Here is a 17,201-nt window from a genome sequence, read left to right as displayed (position 1 = left end):
GCTGGCGCCGTGCCGCTTCCGACCCAGCCTTCGATGCGATGAACGCGGCGTTGTGGCGCTAGGTGTGCCACGACGCCGCGTTCATTGCTACGCGGGCGGGCGCTCGCCCAGGGGGCGGATCGTCACGGCAGTGCCGTACGCGGCCACCTCGCTCATCAGGTTGGCGATCTCGCTGCTGTCGAAGCGCGCCGCCAGGACGGCGTTCCCGCCGAGCAGGTGCGCCTCCTGGCGCAGCCGGGCCAGCGCCTCCTGCCGGCTGTCGGCCAGCAGCTGGGTGTAGCCCTTGGCCTCCCCGCCGAAGATCGTGCGCAGCGACGCGCCGAAGTTGCTGAACAGGTTGCGGGCGCGCACGACGAGACCGAACACCTCGCCGTGGATCTGGGTCACCACGAACCCGGGGGCGTCGTTCATCGTCGAGACGAGGATCGGCGGGCCGTCGTAGGTGACCAGCGGCGCCGCGATCGCCCCCGACGGCTGCTCGAGGAAGCGCGGCTGGGTGCGGTCGGTCCACGCGGCGCCGTCCCACCAGCGGACGGTGCGGTCGGGGTCCCCGGGGTCCGGGTACCAGCCGGCGGGCAGGGGGTTCTCGGGCTGCGTCATGCTCCACGACGCTAGGCCCTGCGCGGCGTCGTACCGTGGAGGACGTGACCGACCGGCGCAACACGTACCGCTACGGCGCCTACGACGACGGCCCGGACCCGTTGGCTCCCCCGTACGACGTGGCCGAGGCCCTCGACCGGATGGGCGAGGACGTCCTGTCGGGCAGCAGCGCGCGCGAGGCGCTGCAGGAGCTGCTGCGCCGCGGCGCCGACGGGCTGCGCGGGCTCGACGACCTCGCCCGGCTGAACCGCCGTCGCATGCGAGAGGTCCGCGAGCGCGGCCAACTGGATGGGACGCTGCAGGAGGTACGTCGCCTGCTGGACGAGGCCCTCGACGCCGAGCGGCAGGCGCTGTTCCCGGACCCCTCCGACGACGCGCGCTTCCGCGAGCAGCAGCTCGACGCGCTGCCCCGCTCCACCGCCCAGGCGGTGCAGGAGCTGCGGGACTACGACTGGCGCTCGCCGCAGGCCCGGCAGGCCTTCGAGCGCATCGACGACCTGCTGCGCCGCGACGTGCTCGACCAGCAGTTCCGGGGGCTCAAGCAGGCGCTGGAGTCCCCCGACCCGGCGGCGATGCAGCGCGTCAAGGACATGCTCGCCGACCTGAACGCGATGCTCGCCGCGCACGCCCGCGGCGAGGACACCGCCGAGATGTTCGAGCAGTTCATGCAGCAGCACGGGGAGTTCTTCCCCGACGACCCGCAGACCCTGGAGGAGTTACTGGACTCGCTGGCCCGGCGGGCGGCCGCGGCCGAACGGCTCATGCAGTCCCTGACCCGCGAGCAGCGGGCGGAGCTCGGCCAGCTCATGGAGCAGGCGATGTCCGACCTCGACCTGGCCGCCCAGCTCTCGCAGCTGTCCGACCAGCTGCGCGCCGCGCGTCCCGACGCCTTCGGCCGCCAGCGCGCTCGGATGAACGGCGAGGAGCCGCTGGGGCTCGGCGAGGGGACCTCGGCGCTGGAGGAGCTCGGCGACCTCGAGGCGCTCGAGGGGCAGCTCGCCCAGGACTACGTCGGCGCGAGCCTGGACGACGTCGACGAGGAGGCGGTGCGGCGGGCCCTCGGCCGCCGGGCGGTCGACGACCTCGAGCAGCTGCGCCGGCTCGAGCGCGAGCTGGAGGCCCAGGGCTACCTCACCCGCCGCGACGGTGAGCTCGAGCTCACCGCCAAGGCCGTACGCCGCCTCGGGCGTACCGCCCTGCGCCGAGTCTTCGCCGACCTCGAGGCGGGCCTGCGCGGCGACCACGACATCCGCGACGCGGGCGCGGCCGGCGACCTCACCGGGGCGACCCGCGCCTGGGCGTTCGGCGACGAGCAGCCGCTCGACGTGGTGCGCACGGTGAGCAACGCGGTGCTGCGCTCCGGGACCGGCTCGCCGGTGCGGCTGTCCGTCGAGGACTTCGAGGTGCGCGAGACGGAACGGCGTACGTCCGCCGCGGTCTGCCTGCTCGTCGACCTGTCGTACTCGATGGTGCTCAACGGGACCTGGGGCCCGGCGAAGCAGACCGCCCTGGCGCTGCACACGCTGATCACGACGGCCTACCCGCAGGACGCGCTGCAGGTGGTGGGGTTCTCCAACTACGCGCGCGTCCTGCAGCCCACGGAGCTGGCGGGGCTGGACTGGGACATGGTCCAGGGCACCAACCTGCAGCACGCGCTGCTGGTCGCCGGGCGCTTCCTCGACCGGCACGCCGACGCCGACCCCGTCGTCCTCGTCGTCACCGACGGGGAGCCGACCGCGCACCTGGGCCGTGACGGGCGCAGCATCTTCGACTGGCCGCCCGCCCCGGAGACCTTGGAGCTGACCCTGGCCGAGGTGGACAAGATGACCCGCCGCGGGGCGACGCTCAACGTGTTCATGCTCGGCGACGAGCCCCGTCTGCAGCGCTTCGTCGAGACGGTGGCCCGGCGCAACGGGGGCCGGGTGTTCAACCCGGACGCGGACCGGCTCGGCGACTACGTGGTCAGCGACTTCCTGCGCGCACGCCGGGCGATGGGACGTCGCGGCCGCCGTGCCGGCTGAACACGGGCTCGGGCCGGTCACCCGACGCTGGGACCAGGTCGACGCCGGGATGCGTCGGGAACCCTGAGGGCGTACGCGCCGCGAGGTGAGACACCTGAGCCGCGCACCGCGGTGGGCGAAGACCGGATCGATCGCGGACGACGTACGCGCTCGACCGGGGGATCGGCAGGGTCCGCGCCGGCCCAGCGGGCGTAGGTTGCCGGGCGTGCTGAGGAGGTCGGCCCCTGCGGCGCGGCGGGCTCCGCTGCCCCGCGAGGTGCGCGTGCTTGCGGTGGTGGCCGCCTGCGTCGCCCTCGGGTTCGGCATCGTCGCCCCCGCGATCCCGCTGTTCGCGAAGTCCTTCGACGTCTCCAACTTCGCCGCGTCCTCGGTGATCAGCGTGTTCGCGCTCATGCGCTTCGCCTCGGCCTTCCTCGGCGGCCGACTGGTCGACCGGCTGGGCGAGCGTCTGGTCCTCGGGACCGGGATCGGCGTGGTCGGGGTCTCCAGCGCTCTCGCCGGCCTGTCGCACTCCTTCGTCCAGCTGCTCGTGCTGCGCGGGGTCGGTGGTGCGGGGTCGGCCCTGTTCACGGTGTCCTCGACCAGCCTGCTGCTGCGAGTGGTCCGTACCGAGCAGCGCGGCCAGGCGAGCGGCCTGGTGCAGGCCGGGTTCCTCGTCGGCGGCATCGCCGGGCCGGCGGTCGGGGCGCCGCTGTCGGAGTGGTCGCTGCGGGCGCCGTTCTTCGTGTACGCCGGGACGCTCGCCGTCGCCGGGACCGTCGCGCTGGTCGCGCTCGCGCACAGCAAGCTGGCCGACCGCGCGGCGCGCGCGCCGGGCGAGACGCCGATGACCTTCCGGCAGGCGTTCGGCTTCCAGGCGTACCGCGCGGCGCTGACGAACAACTTCGCCAACGGGTGGGCGCTGTTCGGAGTGCGCTCCGCGCTCGTTCCGCTGTTCGTCGTCCAGGGGCTGGGGGTGGGACGCGGCTGGACGGGTATCGGGTTGCTGTGCTGGGCGCTCGTCGAGGGCCTGGCGCTCACCCCGGCGGGCCGGCTGTCGGACTCCCGAGGGCGGCGCCCGCTGCTGCTGGGCGGCGGCATCGCCTTGATGACGAGCGCGACACTGCTGGCGCTGGCCGGCACGATCCCGACGTACCTGCTGGGAATGGCGGTGTACGGCTCCGGATCGGCCATGCTCGGGGTCTCCTCGGCCGCCGTCGTGGGTGACGTCATCCGGGGCCGGGGCGGGCGGCCGGTGGCGGCGTACCAGATGTCCGCCGACGCGGGGACGTTCCTCGGGCCACTGGTCTGCGGCGCACTGTCGGACGCCTTCGACTTCCGCGTCGCCTTCTTCGTCACGGCCGGGGTCTCGCTGGTCGCGTTCAGCACCGTGCTGCGGATGCCGGAGACCCGGGGGGCGTACGTCGTCTCGACGACTCCGCGCCAGCCGGAGGCCCACGCTTCATCTGAGCAGACGTCACCCCGACCCGAGCAGACCGCCCAGCGGCCCGAGCAGACGGCCCCCCGACCCGAGCCGAGCGCCCCCCGGCCCGAGCCGATCGGCCCGGCCGAGCCCGAGGCTCTCCCCGCCGACGGCTGACCCCACGGCGGATCCGCTCGACGCCACCACCACGCCCGCTGCCTTCGAATGAACGCGGCGTTCAGTCGGACCTATTGGAGGAATGTCGCGTTCATTCGAATCCAGGCGGGGGCCCCGATCAGGTCGGGGGTGAGTTGGTCGGGGGTGAGTTGGTCGGGGGTGAGTTGGTAGGGGGTGAGTTGGTCGGGGTGAGCTGGGCGGCGAGGAGGCGGGCGGCGGCTTCAGGGTGGTCGGGTGCGAGCAGGCCGGCGGCCGCGAGGACGTACCGCCCGTCGACGACCACGGCGGCCCGCGACGGCACCTTCCAGCCGCCGGCGAGGTCGTGCGTGGCGGGTTCGAGGACGGCGGTACGTCGCGCCGCGTCGGCGTGGCGCAGCACACCGCCTGACCCCACGACGAGGCGTACCGGGCGCAGGTCCTTGGCGGGCCGGCGTACCCCGCCCTCCCCCGGCTCGACCCCGCGGGCGTGCCGGCGCAGCGCCACGGTCATCGCCAGCCGAGCCAGCGTCGCGTCGTCATCGCGGCCTTCGTCGTCGACGGGCACCCACCCCGGATCGGCGGCCCGGGCTGCCGCCACCACCTCCAGGCGCGCGGTGTCAGCGGGCTCGAGGAGCCGCTCGGCCACGGCCGCCGCGACGACCCCTGGGGCGTTCCAGCGCACACCGAGGTCGCCCTCGACCGTCCGCTCGCGCCACAGGACCTCGACGACCTCCCGGTGCAACGCCGACTCCTCCGGGTCGGGCGTGAGCACCGAGTAGACGTCGGTCGTCGCGCCCCCGACGTCGACCACCACGACGTCACGGGCACCGGCGACCTCCCCCGCGCCGTCGGCGAGGAGCTCGACCGCCGTCAGGACCGCGTCCGGCGTGGCGGCACGTACCAGCCGCGCGAAGCGCCCTCCCCTCGACAGCTTCTTGCCGCCGATCACGTGCCGGACGAACACCTCGCGGATCGCCAGCCGCGCCGGCATCGGGTCGAGGATGCCGATGCGCGGCAGCACGTTCGCGGTGGGGATCGCCGTACGCCGCCCCGCCCCCAGCGTCGCGCACACCTCCTCGCGGACGTCGGTGTTGCCAGCGACGACGTATGGCACGCGCGGCCCACGTTCGGCCAGGCGTTTCGCGTTGTGCAGCAACACGTCCGCGTTGCCGCCGTCCGTACCGCCGACGAGCAGCACGACGTCCGGCCGCGCCTCGCGCAGCCGGCTCAGGCCGAGGGCGTCGAGCGGGCCGGCCGACACGTGCACGACGCGCGCCCCCGCGGAGACCCCGACCCGGGCACCGGCCTCGGCGGTGACGACCCGCTCGTAGCCCACGACGGCCAGCCGCAGGCCGCCGCCCGCCGAGGAGCAGGCCAGGACGTCGTCGGCAGCCCGCCCGGCCGCGGCCTCGGCGGACGCGCGGACGTCCTCCAGCCCCTCCAGCACGTCGCTGGCCAGCGTCGTCGGGGTGCTCGCGGTGGCGAGCAGCCGTCCGGAGGGCACCTCGACGAGCGCCGCCTTCGTCCACGTCGACCCGACGTCGACGCACAGCAGCGCCGCATCCCCCGACACGATGTTGCCCCCCGCGCTCATCGCGCCCCCGGGCGTGGCGACCGCACCCACGTGTCGACCGCCGGATGAGAGCGCGGCACGGTCAGCGCAGCGCCTGGGTGAGGTCGGCCAGCAGGTCCGCCACGCTCTCGAGCCCGACGGAGAGGCGGACCAGGTCCGCGGGGACCTCGAGCGGCGTCCCCGCGACGGATCCGTGCGTCATCCGGGCCGGGTGCTCGACCAGCGACTCGACGCCGCCCAGGGACTCCGCGAGGGTGAAGACCTGCAGCCGTTCGCAGACGCGCAGCGCCGCCTGCTCGCCCCCGGCCAGCCGGAAGGACACCATGCCGCCGAAGCCGCGCATCTGCTTGGCCGCCACCTCGTGGCCGGGGTGCTCCGGCAGACCGGGGTAGTAGACGCGGGAGACCGCGGAGTGGCCGGCCAGCAGGTCGACGACGCGTGCGGCGTTCGCGCAGTGCCGGTCCATGCGCACCGCGAGGGTCTTGGCGCCGCGCAGCACCAGCCACGCATCGAACGGCCCTGCGACCGCGCCCATCGCGTTCTGGTGATAGGCCAGCCGCTCGCCCAGCTCCTCGTCGGCGACCACCAGCGCGCCGCCCACCACGTCGGAGTGGCCGCCGAGGTACTTCGTCGTCGAGTGCACGACGACGTCGGCGCCGAGGGCGAGGGGGTTCTGCAGGTACGGCGACGCGAAGGTGTTGTCCACCACGAGTGCCGCGCCGGCGTCGTGCGCCACCGCGGCAAGGGCCTCGATGTCGGCGATCCCCAGCAGCGGGTTGGTGGGGGTCTCGACCCACACCACCCGGGTCTGCGCGGTCAGCGCGGTTCGTACGGCGTCGACGTCGTGCAGCGGCGCCGGGGTGGCGGCCACGCCCCACCGGTCGAGGACGCGGGCGAACAGCCGGTACGTCCCCCCGTAGGCGTCGTCCGGGATCACCGCGTGAGCGCCCGGCTCGAGCACGGTGCGCAGCAGCGTGTCCTCGGCGGCGAGCCCGGAGGCGAAGGCGAGGCCGCGGGCGCCTCCCTCGAGCGCCGCGAGGCAGGTCTCCAGCGCGGCGCGGGTCGGGTTCCCCGACCGGGAGTACTCGTACCCGCCGCGCAGTCCGCCCACGCCGTCCTGCTTGTACGTCGACGTCGCGTGGATCGGCGGCACGACGGCGCCGGTCGACGGGTCCGGCTCCTGCCCCGCGTGCAGCGCGCGCGTCTCGAAGCCGTACGTCGACCAGTCCTCGCCCATGACGCCCGAACCTACGTCCCGAGGGCTGCCACGCGCACGAGCCCGGAGCGGCGGCGCGTGGCCGGACAGCGCCCCCGCCGCTGAAGACGGGGCGGGTCCCCGGGTCGGGTCGGCATGGGGAACACCGGCCGGCGGCCGGCGGTTGGTGACGGTGCAAGCGGTTCGCCACCACTCCCCGGGAGGGTCGAGGATGCTGTACGGACGCGTGAAGACCCGGATGATCGAGCCGGACGAGGCGCTGGCTGGGCGAGCGGAACCGACGTACGCCGTCCCGACGCTGCACGCCGTCCTCGGGACCCCGATCGCCGGGCCGGTCCCGGCGGGCTACGAGGAGATCTTCTTCGGGCTGGGCTGCTTCTGGGGGGCGGAGCGCAAGTTCTGGCAGGTGCCCGGCGTGTGGACGACCGCGGTCGGCTACCAGGGCGGGTACACCCCGAACCCGACGTACGACGAGGTCTGCACCGGCCGTACCGCGCACACCGAGGCGGTGCGGGTCGTCTTCGACCCGGCGAAGGTGTCGCTGGAGGACCTGCTCGAGGTGTTCTGGACCATCCACGACCCGACGCAGGGCTTCCGGCAGGCCAACGACGTCGGCACCCAGTACCGCTCGGCGGTGTACTGGACGACGCCGGAGCAGCGCGAGGTGGTCGAGCGCACGCGGGCGACGTACCAGAAGGCCATCGACGGGTACGGCTACGGGACCATCACGACCGAGGTCGCGCCGGCCGCGGAGCGTCCGTTCTACTACGCCGAGGACTACCACCAGCAGTACCTGTACAAGAACCCGCACGGCTACGACTGCCACAGCTCGACCGGCGTGCCCTATCCGTCCGAGTAGCCCGCGATCCGGGCTGACGTGTCAGACGAAGCGGGCGCCCCGGCGCACGAATCGTCTGACACGTCGCCCCAGGCCGTACTCGCGACCGTGGGCATGACGCCGATGATCGAGCTCAACTCTCAGCCTCCGGGTGCCGCTGGCTCTCAGGGCGTGAGGGGTCTCTTCGCGCAGTAGCCTCCCGACCGTGACGCAGCCGTTCGACATCGTGCGAGCCGGCTACGACACCATCGGTCCGCGATATCGGGAATGGTCGTCCGCGAGCGGTGTCCGTGGGCGCTGGCTGACCCGACTGCTGGACGAGCTCGATCCCGACTCGCTCGTCGTCGATCTCGGCTGCGGGCCGGGAGAGCCGGCAACCCGACTGCTCGCGGAGCGGCATCGCGTCATCGGCGTCGACGCGTCGATAGTGCAGCTGTCGCTCGCAAGAGAGGCTGCGCCGAGCGCGATGCTGGTGCAGGCGGACATGACCCGCTTCGCCCTCCAGCCGTGCAGCGTCGACGCTGTCGCGTCGTTCTACGCGCTCGGCCATGTGCCATCCCGCCTGCACGCCCCCCTGTTCGCTTCGGTGGCGAGATGGCTTCGTCCGGGAGGGATCCTGCTCACGAGCACTCCGGTCGGGACGGGAGACGACACCGAACCGGACTGGCTCGGAGTGGAGATGTTCTTCGGTGGCATCGGCGGGACAGCGACACGCGACGCTGTGCGTGAGGCCGGGCTTCGGCTCGAGACTCTGGAGACCGTCGAGGAGGACGAAGGGGACGGCCACCTCGTCCGGTTCACCTGGATCGTCGCCAGGAGGCCCCCTTGGGCCGTGAGCGACAACTCACGTGCCGGTTGGATGGGCCGGAGAGCGACACCCTCAACGGGAGTCCGGCCCTGTCGGCACGACGTACGGTGTCAGACGTAGGGAGTAAGACGTACAGCGCCGACCAACAGTCGAGCCTGACGGACCCGACAGACAAGGAAGCCGTGGGATGACGAGGTACTTGATCTCCTTCGATGACGGCGCGATGACCTTCCCCGAGGAGGACTTTGCTGCGGTCGGCGAGGCCGCCCACGCGGTGGTGCGGGCAGCTCAGGAGGCTGGGGTGTGGATCTTCGGCGGGGGCTTGGAGAGCCAGCGGGCGAGCATCGTGGACACCGACGGCGTAGTCACCGACGGGCCCTACCCGGAGACCAAGGCGGTCATCGGCGGGTTCGCCATCGTCGACGTGCCCTCACGCGAGGAAGCGCTGGAGTGGTCCGCCCGGTTCGCCGCCGCCTGCCGCTGCCCGCAGGAGCTCCGGGAGATCTTGGACGACCCGCTCGTCTGATCGAGGAGATCAGGACGGCCAGAGCCCGCCCTAGCCCAGTTCGTCGGCGAAGTCCCAGACCCGGAGGTGGCCGGGCTCGAGGCGGAGGATGACGTCTTGTCCGCGAAGCGCCTCCACGTCTCCGGCGGCCTCGAGCGGGTCTTCGTAGCGGGACGCGATCCGCGTGGCCGTCTCGCTGACGTCCTCGCCGTCGAAACGAACCGTGCCGCGGAGCTCGACTCCCCGAAGGGGCGGCGTCGGCTCGGCCACCACGATCGTCGCGCGCGGGTCACGCCGGAGGTGGCGCGCCTTCAGGTTGCTCTTCTCGACCCACATGTTGAAGCCGCCGTCTCGCCACTCGTACCAGACGGGGGAGAGCAGCACGCTGCCGTCCTCGCGCAAGGTGGCGAGGATTGCCAGCAATGGCTCGTCGAGAAGGCCGCCCAGGTCCTCGATGGTGAGGCCGGTCCGCACGAGGCGAGTGTCCCCGCCCCAGCCGGAACGTGCAACCAAGATCGCGAACGCACATCGGCGACGCCGAACGGACCCCGACAGCCGGTCATCCACGCGACGAGCGGCCGTACGCCGTCCAGGCCAGGGCTCGGGTCACGAAGGGCCCGTCGGGCAGCCGGCGCCGCAGGGTCGCCTCCACGCGGTCGCGGGACGGCCCGTCCAACGACGCGACGTAGCTGCCGGCCGGCCCCACGCCCAAGGTGAACGGCTCCCACCAGTCGTCGAAGCCGCTGTGCGCGACCGAGACCTCCAGGCTGCCGCCTCTGACGTCGCGCAGGCCGGCAGCCTCGAACAGCCCGGCGAGGTCACCCTCGGCGACACCCGGCATCTGCGACTCGTCGACGGCGTGCGAGTCCACCTCGCGTACGCCTTGCCAGAACGGACCGAGCGGCCCTCGCCCACCGGCCTGGTCCCAGACGCAGGCCCCGACGACGCCGTCGGGGCCTGCCGCCCGCGCCATGCTGACCAGCCCGGCCACGGGATCGGACATGAAGTGGACGACCAGGCACGCGAAGCACGGCATCGAAGCTTCGGTCTCCGACGTCGAGGTCCTCGGCGGTGCCGAGACGTACGTCCATGCTCGGGTACCGACGCCGCATCGACTCGACGAAGGAGGCCGAGGGGTCCACGGCCCATCTCGCCGAGCGTGACGTTCTTGCGGTGGTCAAGGCCGTGGGAACGACAACTACGTCACACTCGACGTCCAGCCTTCCGTCAGCTCAGCTCACGGCCTTCTTGAGGAGGGCCTTGATCTTCTTCTCCTCCTCGGCGTCCAACCGCAGCAGCGCATAGGTCGTCGGCCACATGCCGCCGGCATCCAGCTGGGCCTGGTCGCTGAAGCCAAGCGTGGCGTACCGCGTCTTGAACTTGCTCGCGTTCTGGAAGAAGCACAGCACCTTGCCGTCCTTGGCATAGGCCGGCATGCCGTACCAGAGCCGTGAGGTGAGCGCCGGCGCGGTGGCCCTGATGAGGGCGTGCAGCCGCTCGGCCATCGACCGGTCCGGCTCGGGGAATTCGGCGATCTTCGCCAGAACGGCTGGCTCGTCGTCGGCCTGCCCGCCGCGGGCGCGGGTCGCCCTGAGCTCCTGGGCGTGCTCCCTCATCGCCGCTCGCTCCTCGGCCGTGAAGGAGTCGGCCGACTTCGTGCTCGACGTACCGGCGGTCTTCTTGGTGGGCATCCAGGGGCTCCTCTGTCGCGGGTGGTCGGTCACCGAGGGCGTGTCATGCGCTTCGCAAAGAGGCCTTTGCACAACGCATGACAGGGGGTCAGGGGGAGAGGTAGCCGAGCAGGTCCTGGCGAGTCAGTACGCCCGCCGGCTTGCCGTCGTCCAGCACGAGGATCGCGTCCGCCTTCTCCAGCGCCTCGACCGCCGCGCCGACCGGCTCGCCGGCACCCACCCCGGGCAGCGGCGCCGACATGTGCTCCTCGACGCGGTCCGCCAGCGAGGCTCCGCCGGAGAACAGCGCCTCCAGCAGGTCACGCTCGACGACCGATCCCGCGACCTCAGCGGCCATCACCGGCGGCTCGGCGCGCACCACGGGCATCTGCGAGACGCCGTACTCGCGCAGGATGTGGATCGCCTCGGCCAACGTCTCGTTCGGGTGGGTGTGCACCAGCTCCGGCAGCTCGCCGCCCTTCGCGTGCAGCACGTCGCCGACGGTCTGCCCGGGCGAGGCCTCGGACAGGAAGCCGTACGAGGTCAGCCACGCGTCGTCGAAGACCTTCGACAGGTACCCACGCCCGCCGTCCGGCAGCAGCACGACCACCACGGCGTCCGGCCCCGCGGTCTCGGCCACCCGCAGTGCCGCCACGGTCGCCATGCCGCAGGACCCGCCGACGAGCAGGCCCTCCTCCCGCGCCAGACGTCGCGTCATGACGAAGGAGTCGCGGTCCGAGACCGCCACGATCGAGTCACAGACCTCGCGGTCGTACGTCTGCGGCCAGAAGTCCTCGCCCACGCCCTCGACGAGGTAGGGCCGCCCGGTCCCGCCCGAGTACACCGACCCCTCGGGGTCCGCGCCCACCACGACGACCCGCCCGCCCGAGACGTCCTTGAGGTAGCGCCCCGCCCCGCTGATCGTGCCCCCTGTCCCGACCCCGGCGACGAAGTGGGTGACCAGGCCCTCGGTCTGCTCCCATATCTCCGGGCCGGTCGTCTCGTAGTGCGCGCGCGGGTTGTTCGGGTTGCTGTACTGGTCGGGCTTCCACGCCCCGGGCAGCTCGCGCGCCAGCCGGTCGCTGACCGAGTAGTACGACCTCGGGTCGGCCGGGTCGACCGCCGTGGGGCAGACGACGACCTCGGCGCCGTACGCCTTCAAGACGTTGATCTTGTCCTGGCTCACCTTGTCCGGGCAGACGAACACGCAGTGGTAGCCGCGCTGCACGGCCACCAGCGCCAGCCCGACGCCGGTGTTGCCCGACGTCGGCTCGACGATGGTCCCACCGGGCTGCAGCGCACCGGAGGCCTCGGCCGCGTCGACCATGTACGTCGCGATCCGGTCCTTCACCGACCCGCCGGGGTTCAGGTACTCCACCTTCGCGAGCACCTGGCCCCGCAGGTCGCCGGTCACCCGATGGAGCCGGACGAGGGGCGTGCCGCCGATGAGGTCGACCACGGAGTCGTACGCCTGCATGCCCGGCAGCCTAGGCGCTGCCCCCGTGGCGCCCCGTCGGCCGCGCCCGGGATCCGGGGAACGGCTGGGGCGGGCGGCGGGCGGTGGCTAGCGTCGGACGCATGGCCGAGCCGGCCGCGATCCCCTTGACGCCAGGGGTCTGGCGCATCCCCACGTCCGGCGGACCGGCGCGAGCGTGCTCGTCCACGTCGAGGACGCCGGGTACGTCCGCCGGGGCCACGCCCCCGACTTCGACCGCTCGACGCTGCTGGGGCGGATCCTCCGCGACGGCGGGCACTTCGGCGCCGCCACGGTCAGCGAGGAGCTGCACGACGAGCAGCTGCTCGACATTGCCTGCGGGCTCCGAGTCGTGCACACGCCCGGCCACACCCCCGGGCACGTGAGCCTCCTGCACGAGGCGACCGAGCTGCTGGTCACCGGCGACGCGAGATCCGATCGGTGGCCCGGGAGGCCGTACGCGGCTTCCTGGCGCATCCTCGCCGTTTCCGGGGCGGCTGGTAGGGCCGACCGAGTGGGTCGCCCGGCCGATTGTGGACGGGCCGGGTTCCGGTGTCGCCGCGGGTGGGTACCGTCGAAGGGAGCACGGGGAGGCGAGAGGTCATGTCCAGGGTCACGGTCGCGCGGCGGATCGCGGCGTCGGCGGCGTACGGGGGCGGCAGCCTGGTCGGGGTCGGGCTGGGGACGTACGCGCTGCTGCGCGCGGAGGCGATCATCGCGAAGCGGCGGGTGGGGCACCCGTTCGAGGCGCCGTTCGCCGTCGACGGGTGGTACGGGCCCGACGGGCCGATCCCGGTCGGGCTCGAGGCCACGCCGGTGCGCATGCTCATGCTCGGCGACTCCGGCGCGGCGGGGCTGGGTGCGGACCACCCGACCAGCACACCCGCTGTCGTCATCGCCACCGGGCTCGCCCGGGCGTCGGATCGTCCGGTCGAGCTGCGCTGCATCGCGGTCGTGGGCGCGCTGACCTCCGACCTCGACGGCCAGCTCGACCGGCTCGAGGCCGACCACCCGGGCTGGCGTCCCGATCTGGCCGTGATGATGGTCGGTGCCAACGACGTCACGCACGCGGTACGTCCTGCCGTCAGCGTGCGCCACCTCGACCAGGCCGTCCGCCGCTTGCGGGCCCTCGGCGCTGAGGTCGTGCTCGGGACCTGCCCCGACCTGGGCACGGTCCGGCCGATCCCGCACCCGCTGCGCCACGTCAGCCGCACGTGGTCGCGGCGGCTGGCTGCCGCGCAGACGATCGCGGTGGTCGAGGCCGGCGGGCGCTCGGTCTCCCTCGCCGACATCCTGGGGCCGGAGTTCCACCGCCACTACGGGGAGTACTTCTCCGAGGACCGCTTCCACCCGTCCTCGACGGGCTACCGCCGCCTCGGCGAGGTGCTGTTGCCCTCCGCGGCGGCCGCCCTCGGCTACGGCGAGGAGCCGGCCGAGGCCGCCGGCGGCGCTGCCCCGACACCGTCGACGAGCGTGGCGGTCCCGGCCCCGCCGCCACCCGGGCGCCACCGCCGGAGCAGGGGGGCGGACCAGGTGCTGCCGGTCGCGGAGGCGGCGGTGGCAGCCGCTGACGAGCCCGGCACCGAGGTCTCGGGCACCCAGGTCGGCGGGCAGGACCGCTCCAACGAGGGCCGGTGGGCCTCGATCCGCCGCCGGCTGCCGCTCCTGCACGGCGGGGAACCGCCGGTCGGCGAGGCGAGCGACCCGCTCACCGACGAGCCGGCCGCCACCCCGGCCAACGTCGGCTGACGCGAACCCGGTCTCGGCTCAGCCCTCCGTCACGAGCCCGCCCGGGCGAACGTCAGCCTGCCCGCACGCGTGACCCGGCGACGCTAGGCTCGACCGCCCTGCACACGTGGGCCGGCGCCCCGCGCGGGCCGCCGAAGCGCTACAGCGCCCGGCGCAGCTCGCCCAGTGCCGCCAGGCACCCGGTGACCCGCTCGTCCGGGTCGGCCAGCACCTCGGCCGCGGCGGCGAGGTCCTCGCCGGTCACCGCCACCTGGTCGCCGACGACGAGCGGACCGAGGTCCGGGACGGCACGGCGTACCGGCTGACGGCCCTGCGCCTCGGCCTCCAGCTCCTCGGCGGCGTCGGCCAGGCGCTGCGCGAGGGCGAGGGCGGCGGCGGCGCGCGAGGCGTACGGCGGGAACCCCCGACACAGCCGCTCCACCGACATCGAGCGCAGGCGCTCCGCCACCCGGCGCACCTCGATCCGCAGGCCCTCGACGTCCACGCGATCATGGTGCAGCACCACCGCGGAAGAGCCCTCCGGGGGTTGTGCCGACCCTTGCGCAGGGGGCACCGTAGGAGGCCAGCGCCCGGCGTAGGCCGCCGGGCCCGGATGCCGGGAGGCGCCCATGTCCGTGCACCACTCCGAGGAGACCTACGCGAACCTCGTGGCCCGGCTGCCGCAGGCAACCGGGCGCGACATCAAGGAGTGGTGCCAGCTCATGGAGGACGGTCCGTCCTTCACCCGGGCCGACGACAAGGTGCACTGGCTGCAGGACGAGTACGGGCTCGCGCTGAGCCACGCGAAGACGATCGTGCACGAGTGCGACAAGCAGCGGGCCGCCCGCCGCGCCTGACCGCCCCACCCCAGGGCCCGGGAGCGCAATGAACGCGGCGTTGTTGCGCTAGGTGTGCAACAACGCCGCGTTCATTGCTTCAACGGGTTCGGTCCCTCAAAGGTTCGCTGCCTCGGAGGACAGCGGGAGGCGGCGGCGCCTCAGCGGCGGCCGCCGCCCTGCAGGATCGCCAGCAGGCGCAGCAGCTCGAGGTAGAGCCAGACGAGGGTGACCACCAGGCCGAAGGCCATCCGCCACGACTCCCGCTCCGGCGCGCCCCCGGCGATCATGCGCTGGATCGCGTCGAAGTCGAGCACCAGGCTGAACGCGGCGAGGCCGACGCCGACGACGCACAGCAGCAGGCCGAGCCCGCTCACGCCGTAGAAGCCCCAGCCCTGGCCGACACCGAAGAGGGCCGAGACGAGGCTGGCCATCGCGATCACCAGGTACGACACCATGGCGATCAGCAGCATCTTGGTGAAGCGCGGGGTGGCCCGCAGCCGCCCGGAGGCGTAGAGCGCGAGCATCACGCCGAAGGCGACCAGCGTGCCGATGACGGCCTGGCCGACGATGTTGGCGTTGCCGGCCCCGCTGCCCCAGTTCTCGTTGTAGAGCCACGACAGCCCGCCCAGGAACACCCCCTCCACGGCGGCGTAGAGCATCATCAGCGGCGGGCTGACCTCGCGCTTGACGGCGTTGACCATGCCCAGGACGAAGCCCAGGATGAGCGCGCCCCAGACCAGCCACGGCGCGCTCGTGACGAGGTTCCAGCTCACCACCGCGCCGACGACGAGCACCGAGAACATCCCGGCGGTCTTGACGACGACGTCGTGGATGGTCAGCCGCTCGCCCACCCGGTCCAGCGCGGCCGGCGCCGACGGGGCGTCGTACATGTCCTGCAGCTCCTGCGCGGAGACCGGTGGCGCGTTGAAGCGCGCGTACTGGGCCGCCTCGCGGGCGAGGATGGGATTGCGGGTGTTGAGGCCGTCGTTGCTGGCGGTGCGACTGTCGTCCATGCCACCACGATACGGGTCTCGTGGGGCAGCCACGCATCAGCCGAAGATCCACAGCCCGCTCACAGGGGATCTTCACCTTGGTAGCAGGTCCGTGGCCGAACCTTCATGACATGACAGCGATAGCCGACCGGCCCCTCCTGCCCGAGGAGCGCCCCGAGGAGCGCGCCGCCGCAGACGGGCGACCGCGGGGAAGCGCGGAACCCGCGGAGGCCGGGGCACCCGCGGTCGAGATCGTCGTCCCCGTCTACAACGAGCAAGACGACCTGCGGGCCGGGGTCGAGCGGCTGCACGCGTACCTGGTGCGCGAGTTCCCCTTCACCTTCCGCGTCACGATCGCCGACAACGCCAGCACCGACCACACCTGGCCGATCGCGCAGTCGCTCTCCGACGAGCTGCCGTACGTCCGCGCGGTGCACCTCGACGCCAAGGGACGCGGCCGCGCGCTGGCCCACGTCTGGGGCTCGAGCGATGCGACGGTGCTGGCCTACATGGACGTCGACCTGTCCACCGACCTCGCCGCGCTGCTCCCGCTGGTGGCGCCCCTGCTCTCGGGCCACAGCGACGTCGCGATCGGGACCCGGCTGGCCCGGACCTCCCGGGTGGTGCGCGGCCCCAAGCGCGAGGTGATCTCGCGCGCGTACAACCTGCTGTTGCACGCGACCCTGCGCACCCGCTTCTCCGACGCCCAGTGCGGGTTCAAGGCCATCCGGGCCGACCGCGCACGCGAGCTGCTGCCGGACGTCGAGGACACCGCCTGGTTCTTCGACACCGAGCTGCTCGTCCTCGCCGAGCGCCGCGGTCTGCGCATCCACGAGGTCCCCGTCGACTGGGTCGACGACCCTGACTCACGTGTGGACATCGTCGCGACCGCCATGGCGGACCTGCGCGGCATCGCGCGTCTGGCCCGCGGACTCGCCTCCGGCCGGCTCACCGCGAGCGAGCGGCCGACCGACCCCGGCCTGCTGCGCCAGCTGGTGCGCTTCGCCGCGGTCGGCGTGGTCAGCACGATGGCCTACCTGCTCCTGTACGTCCTCCTGCGCGAACACGCCTCCGCCCAGCTAGCGAACCTGCTGGCGCTGCTCCTCACCGCGGTCGGCAACACCGCCGCCAACCGCCGGCTCACCTTCGGCGTTCGCGGGACCCACCAGGTGGCCCGCCACCAGGCGCAGGGGCTGCTCGTCTTCGCCACCGGGCTGGCGCTGACCAGCGGGTCGCTGGCGATCCTGCACACCCTCGACCCCACGCCCTCGCGGCTGGTCGAGGTGAGCGTCCTGGTGGCCGCCAACCTCACCGCGACGCTCGTGCGTTTCCTGCTCTTCCGGGCCTGGGTCTTCCGGTCGGCGCCGGCGTCCTCGCGA

18 protein-coding genes are annotated in these 17,201 nt (G+C 73.1%); 8 read left to right on the top strand and 10 right to left on the bottom strand.

Annotated features, from left to right (window positions below; all coding sequences use genetic code 11):
- Positions 1-87 precede the first annotated feature (87 nt).
- Positions 88-600 carry a heavy metal-binding domain-containing protein gene (locus VMI11_15390; GenBank protein ID HTY73782.1) on the bottom strand — a complete coding sequence of 171 codons (513 nt, stop codon included), beginning with the start codon at positions 598-600 and terminating at the stop codon, positions 88-90.
- A 44-nt stretch (positions 601-644) separates the two neighbouring features.
- On the opposite strand from VMI11_15390, the gene VMI11_15385 reads away from it, so the two are divergent.
- Complete coding sequence (locus VMI11_15385) at positions 645-2,621, top strand: hypothetical protein (protein HTY73781.1); 1,977 nt, start codon at positions 645-647, stop codon at positions 2,619-2,621.
- A gap of 205 nt (positions 2,622-2,826) precedes the next feature.
- Entirely contained in the window at positions 2,827-4,200 is a 1,374-nt protein-coding gene (locus VMI11_15380; protein ID HTY73780.1) for an MFS transporter, read from the top strand.
- 118 nt (positions 4,201-4,318) lie between these two features.
- Here VMI11_15380 and VMI11_15375 read toward each other — a convergent pair whose 3' ends face one another.
- A complete protein-coding gene (locus VMI11_15375) occupies positions 4,319-5,773 on the bottom strand; it encodes a glutamate mutase L (GenBank protein HTY73779.1) in 1,455 nt (484 codons plus the stop codon).
- Between the two features lie 61 nt (positions 5,774-5,834).
- The gene (locus VMI11_15370; protein ID HTY73778.1) at positions 5,835-6,989 is read right to left on the bottom strand and encodes a cystathionine gamma-synthase; all 1,155 of its coding nucleotides are present in this window, start codon (positions 6,987-6,989) and stop codon (positions 5,835-5,837) included.
- 190 nt (positions 6,990-7,179) lie between these two features.
- Here VMI11_15370 and msrA point away from each other — a divergent pair, with 190 nt between their 5' ends.
- From msrA to VMI11_15355, 3 genes are all read left to right on the top strand, one after another.
- Positions 7,180-7,827 carry a peptide-methionine (S)-S-oxide reductase MsrA gene (msrA, locus tag VMI11_15365; protein ID HTY73777.1) on the top strand — a complete coding sequence of 216 codons (648 nt, stop codon included), beginning with the start codon at positions 7,180-7,182 and terminating at the stop codon, positions 7,825-7,827.
- Positions 7,828-8,011: 184 nt separating this feature from the next.
- Positions 8,012-8,734: a class I SAM-dependent methyltransferase gene (locus VMI11_15360; GenBank protein ID HTY73776.1), complete on the top strand. Its 723-nt coding sequence runs from the start codon at positions 8,012-8,014 to the stop codon at positions 8,732-8,734.
- Between the two features lie 67 nt (positions 8,735-8,801).
- Entirely contained in the window at positions 8,802-9,140 is a 339-nt protein-coding gene (locus VMI11_15355; GenBank protein ID HTY73775.1) for a YciI family protein, read from the top strand.
- Between the two features lie 30 nt (positions 9,141-9,170).
- Here VMI11_15355 and VMI11_15350 read toward each other — a convergent pair whose 3' ends face one another.
- From VMI11_15350 to VMI11_15330, 5 genes are all read right to left on the bottom strand, one after another.
- Entirely contained in the window at positions 9,171-9,593 is a 423-nt protein-coding gene (locus VMI11_15350) for a TIGR03618 family F420-dependent PPOX class oxidoreductase (protein HTY73774.1), read from the bottom strand.
- A gap of 85 nt (positions 9,594-9,678) precedes the next feature.
- Positions 9,679-10,155, bottom strand: coding sequence for a hypothetical protein (locus tag VMI11_15345; GenBank protein HTY73773.1), 477 nt, complete (start codon positions 10,153-10,155; stop codon positions 9,679-9,681).
- A gap of 196 nt (positions 10,156-10,351) precedes the next feature.
- Positions 10,352-10,810 (bottom strand): DUF1801 domain-containing protein, encoded by a 459-nt coding sequence (locus tag VMI11_15340; GenBank protein HTY73772.1) that lies wholly within the window; start codon positions 10,808-10,810, stop codon positions 10,352-10,354.
- A gap of 88 nt (positions 10,811-10,898) precedes the next feature.
- Complete coding sequence (locus tag VMI11_15335) at positions 10,899-12,266, bottom strand: cystathionine beta-synthase (GenBank protein HTY73771.1); 1,368 nt, start codon at positions 12,264-12,266, stop codon at positions 10,899-10,901.
- A 10-nt stretch (positions 12,267-12,276) separates the two neighbouring features.
- Entirely contained in the window at positions 12,277-12,645 is a 369-nt protein-coding gene (locus VMI11_15330; protein HTY73770.1) for a hypothetical protein, read from the bottom strand.
- A gap of 221 nt (positions 12,646-12,866) precedes the next feature.
- Here VMI11_15330 and VMI11_15325 point away from each other — a divergent pair, with 221 nt between their 5' ends.
- The gene (locus VMI11_15325) at positions 12,867-14,012 is read left to right on the top strand and encodes an SGNH/GDSL hydrolase family protein (GenBank protein ID HTY73769.1); all 1,146 of its coding nucleotides are present in this window, start codon (positions 12,867-12,869) and stop codon (positions 14,010-14,012) included.
- Positions 14,013-14,151: 139 nt separating this feature from the next.
- Here VMI11_15325 and VMI11_15320 read toward each other — a convergent pair whose 3' ends face one another.
- Entirely contained in the window at positions 14,152-14,496 is a 345-nt protein-coding gene (locus VMI11_15320) for a hypothetical protein (GenBank protein HTY73768.1), read from the bottom strand.
- Positions 14,497-14,620: 124 nt separating this feature from the next.
- On the opposite strand from VMI11_15320, the gene VMI11_15315 reads away from it, so the two are divergent.
- Entirely contained in the window at positions 14,621-14,848 is a 228-nt protein-coding gene (locus VMI11_15315) for a DUF4287 domain-containing protein (protein HTY73767.1), read from the top strand.
- A 140-nt stretch (positions 14,849-14,988) separates the two neighbouring features.
- Here the strand turns inward: VMI11_15315 and VMI11_15310 are convergent, their stop codons facing one another.
- Positions 14,989-15,843: a Bax inhibitor-1/YccA family protein gene (locus VMI11_15310; protein HTY73766.1), complete on the bottom strand. Its 855-nt coding sequence runs from the start codon at positions 15,841-15,843 to the stop codon at positions 14,989-14,991.
- A 110-nt stretch (positions 15,844-15,953) separates the two neighbouring features.
- On the opposite strand from VMI11_15310, the gene VMI11_15305 reads away from it, so the two are divergent.
- Positions 15,954-17,201: bifunctional glycosyltransferase family 2/GtrA family protein (locus VMI11_15305; GenBank protein ID HTY73765.1), on the top strand; the 1,248-nt coding region annotated here is incomplete at its 3' end.

The organism is Actinomycetes bacterium (genome assembly GCA_035506535.1).
Lineage (GTDB): Bacteria > Actinomycetota > Actinomycetes > DATJPE01 > DATJPE01 > DATJPE01.
Note: the sequence above shows the minus strand (reverse complement) of the source record. Positions and strands in the feature narration are given on the sequence as shown.

Coding starts and splice junctions, on each gene's coding strand:
- VMI11_15335 (HTY73771.1), bottom strand. CDS start 12,266: ATGCAGGCGTACGACTCCGTGGTCGACCTCATCGGCGGCACGCCCCTC.
- VMI11_15345 (HTY73773.1), bottom strand. CDS start 10,155: ATGCCGTGCTTCGCGTGCCTGGTCGTCCACTTCATGTCCGATCCCGTG.
- VMI11_15340 (HTY73772.1), bottom strand. CDS start 10,810: ATGCCCACCAAGAAGACCGCCGGTACGTCGAGCACGAAGTCGGCCGAC.
- VMI11_15355 (HTY73775.1), top strand. CDS start 8,802: ATGACGAGGTACTTGATCTCCTTCGATGACGGCGCGATGACCTTCCCC.
- VMI11_15315 (HTY73767.1), top strand. CDS start 14,621: ATGTCCGTGCACCACTCCGAGGAGACCTACGCGAACCTCGTGGCCCGG.
- msrA (HTY73777.1), top strand. CDS start 7,180: ATGCTGTACGGACGCGTGAAGACCCGGATGATCGAGCCGGACGAGGCG.
- VMI11_15390 (HTY73782.1), bottom strand. CDS start 600: ATGACGCAGCCCGAGAACCCCCTGCCCGCCGGCTGGTACCCGGACCCC.
- VMI11_15375 (HTY73779.1), bottom strand. CDS start 5,773: ATGAGCGCGGGGGGCAACATCGTGTCGGGGGATGCGGCGCTGCTGTGC.
- VMI11_15370 (HTY73778.1), bottom strand. CDS start 6,989: ATGGGCGAGGACTGGTCGACGTACGGCTTCGAGACGCGCGCGCTGCAC.
- VMI11_15325 (HTY73769.1), top strand. CDS start 12,867: ATGTCCAGGGTCACGGTCGCGCGGCGGATCGCGGCGTCGGCGGCGTAC.
- VMI11_15310 (HTY73766.1), bottom strand. CDS start 15,843: ATGGACGACAGTCGCACCGCCAGCAACGACGGCCTCAACACCCGCAAT.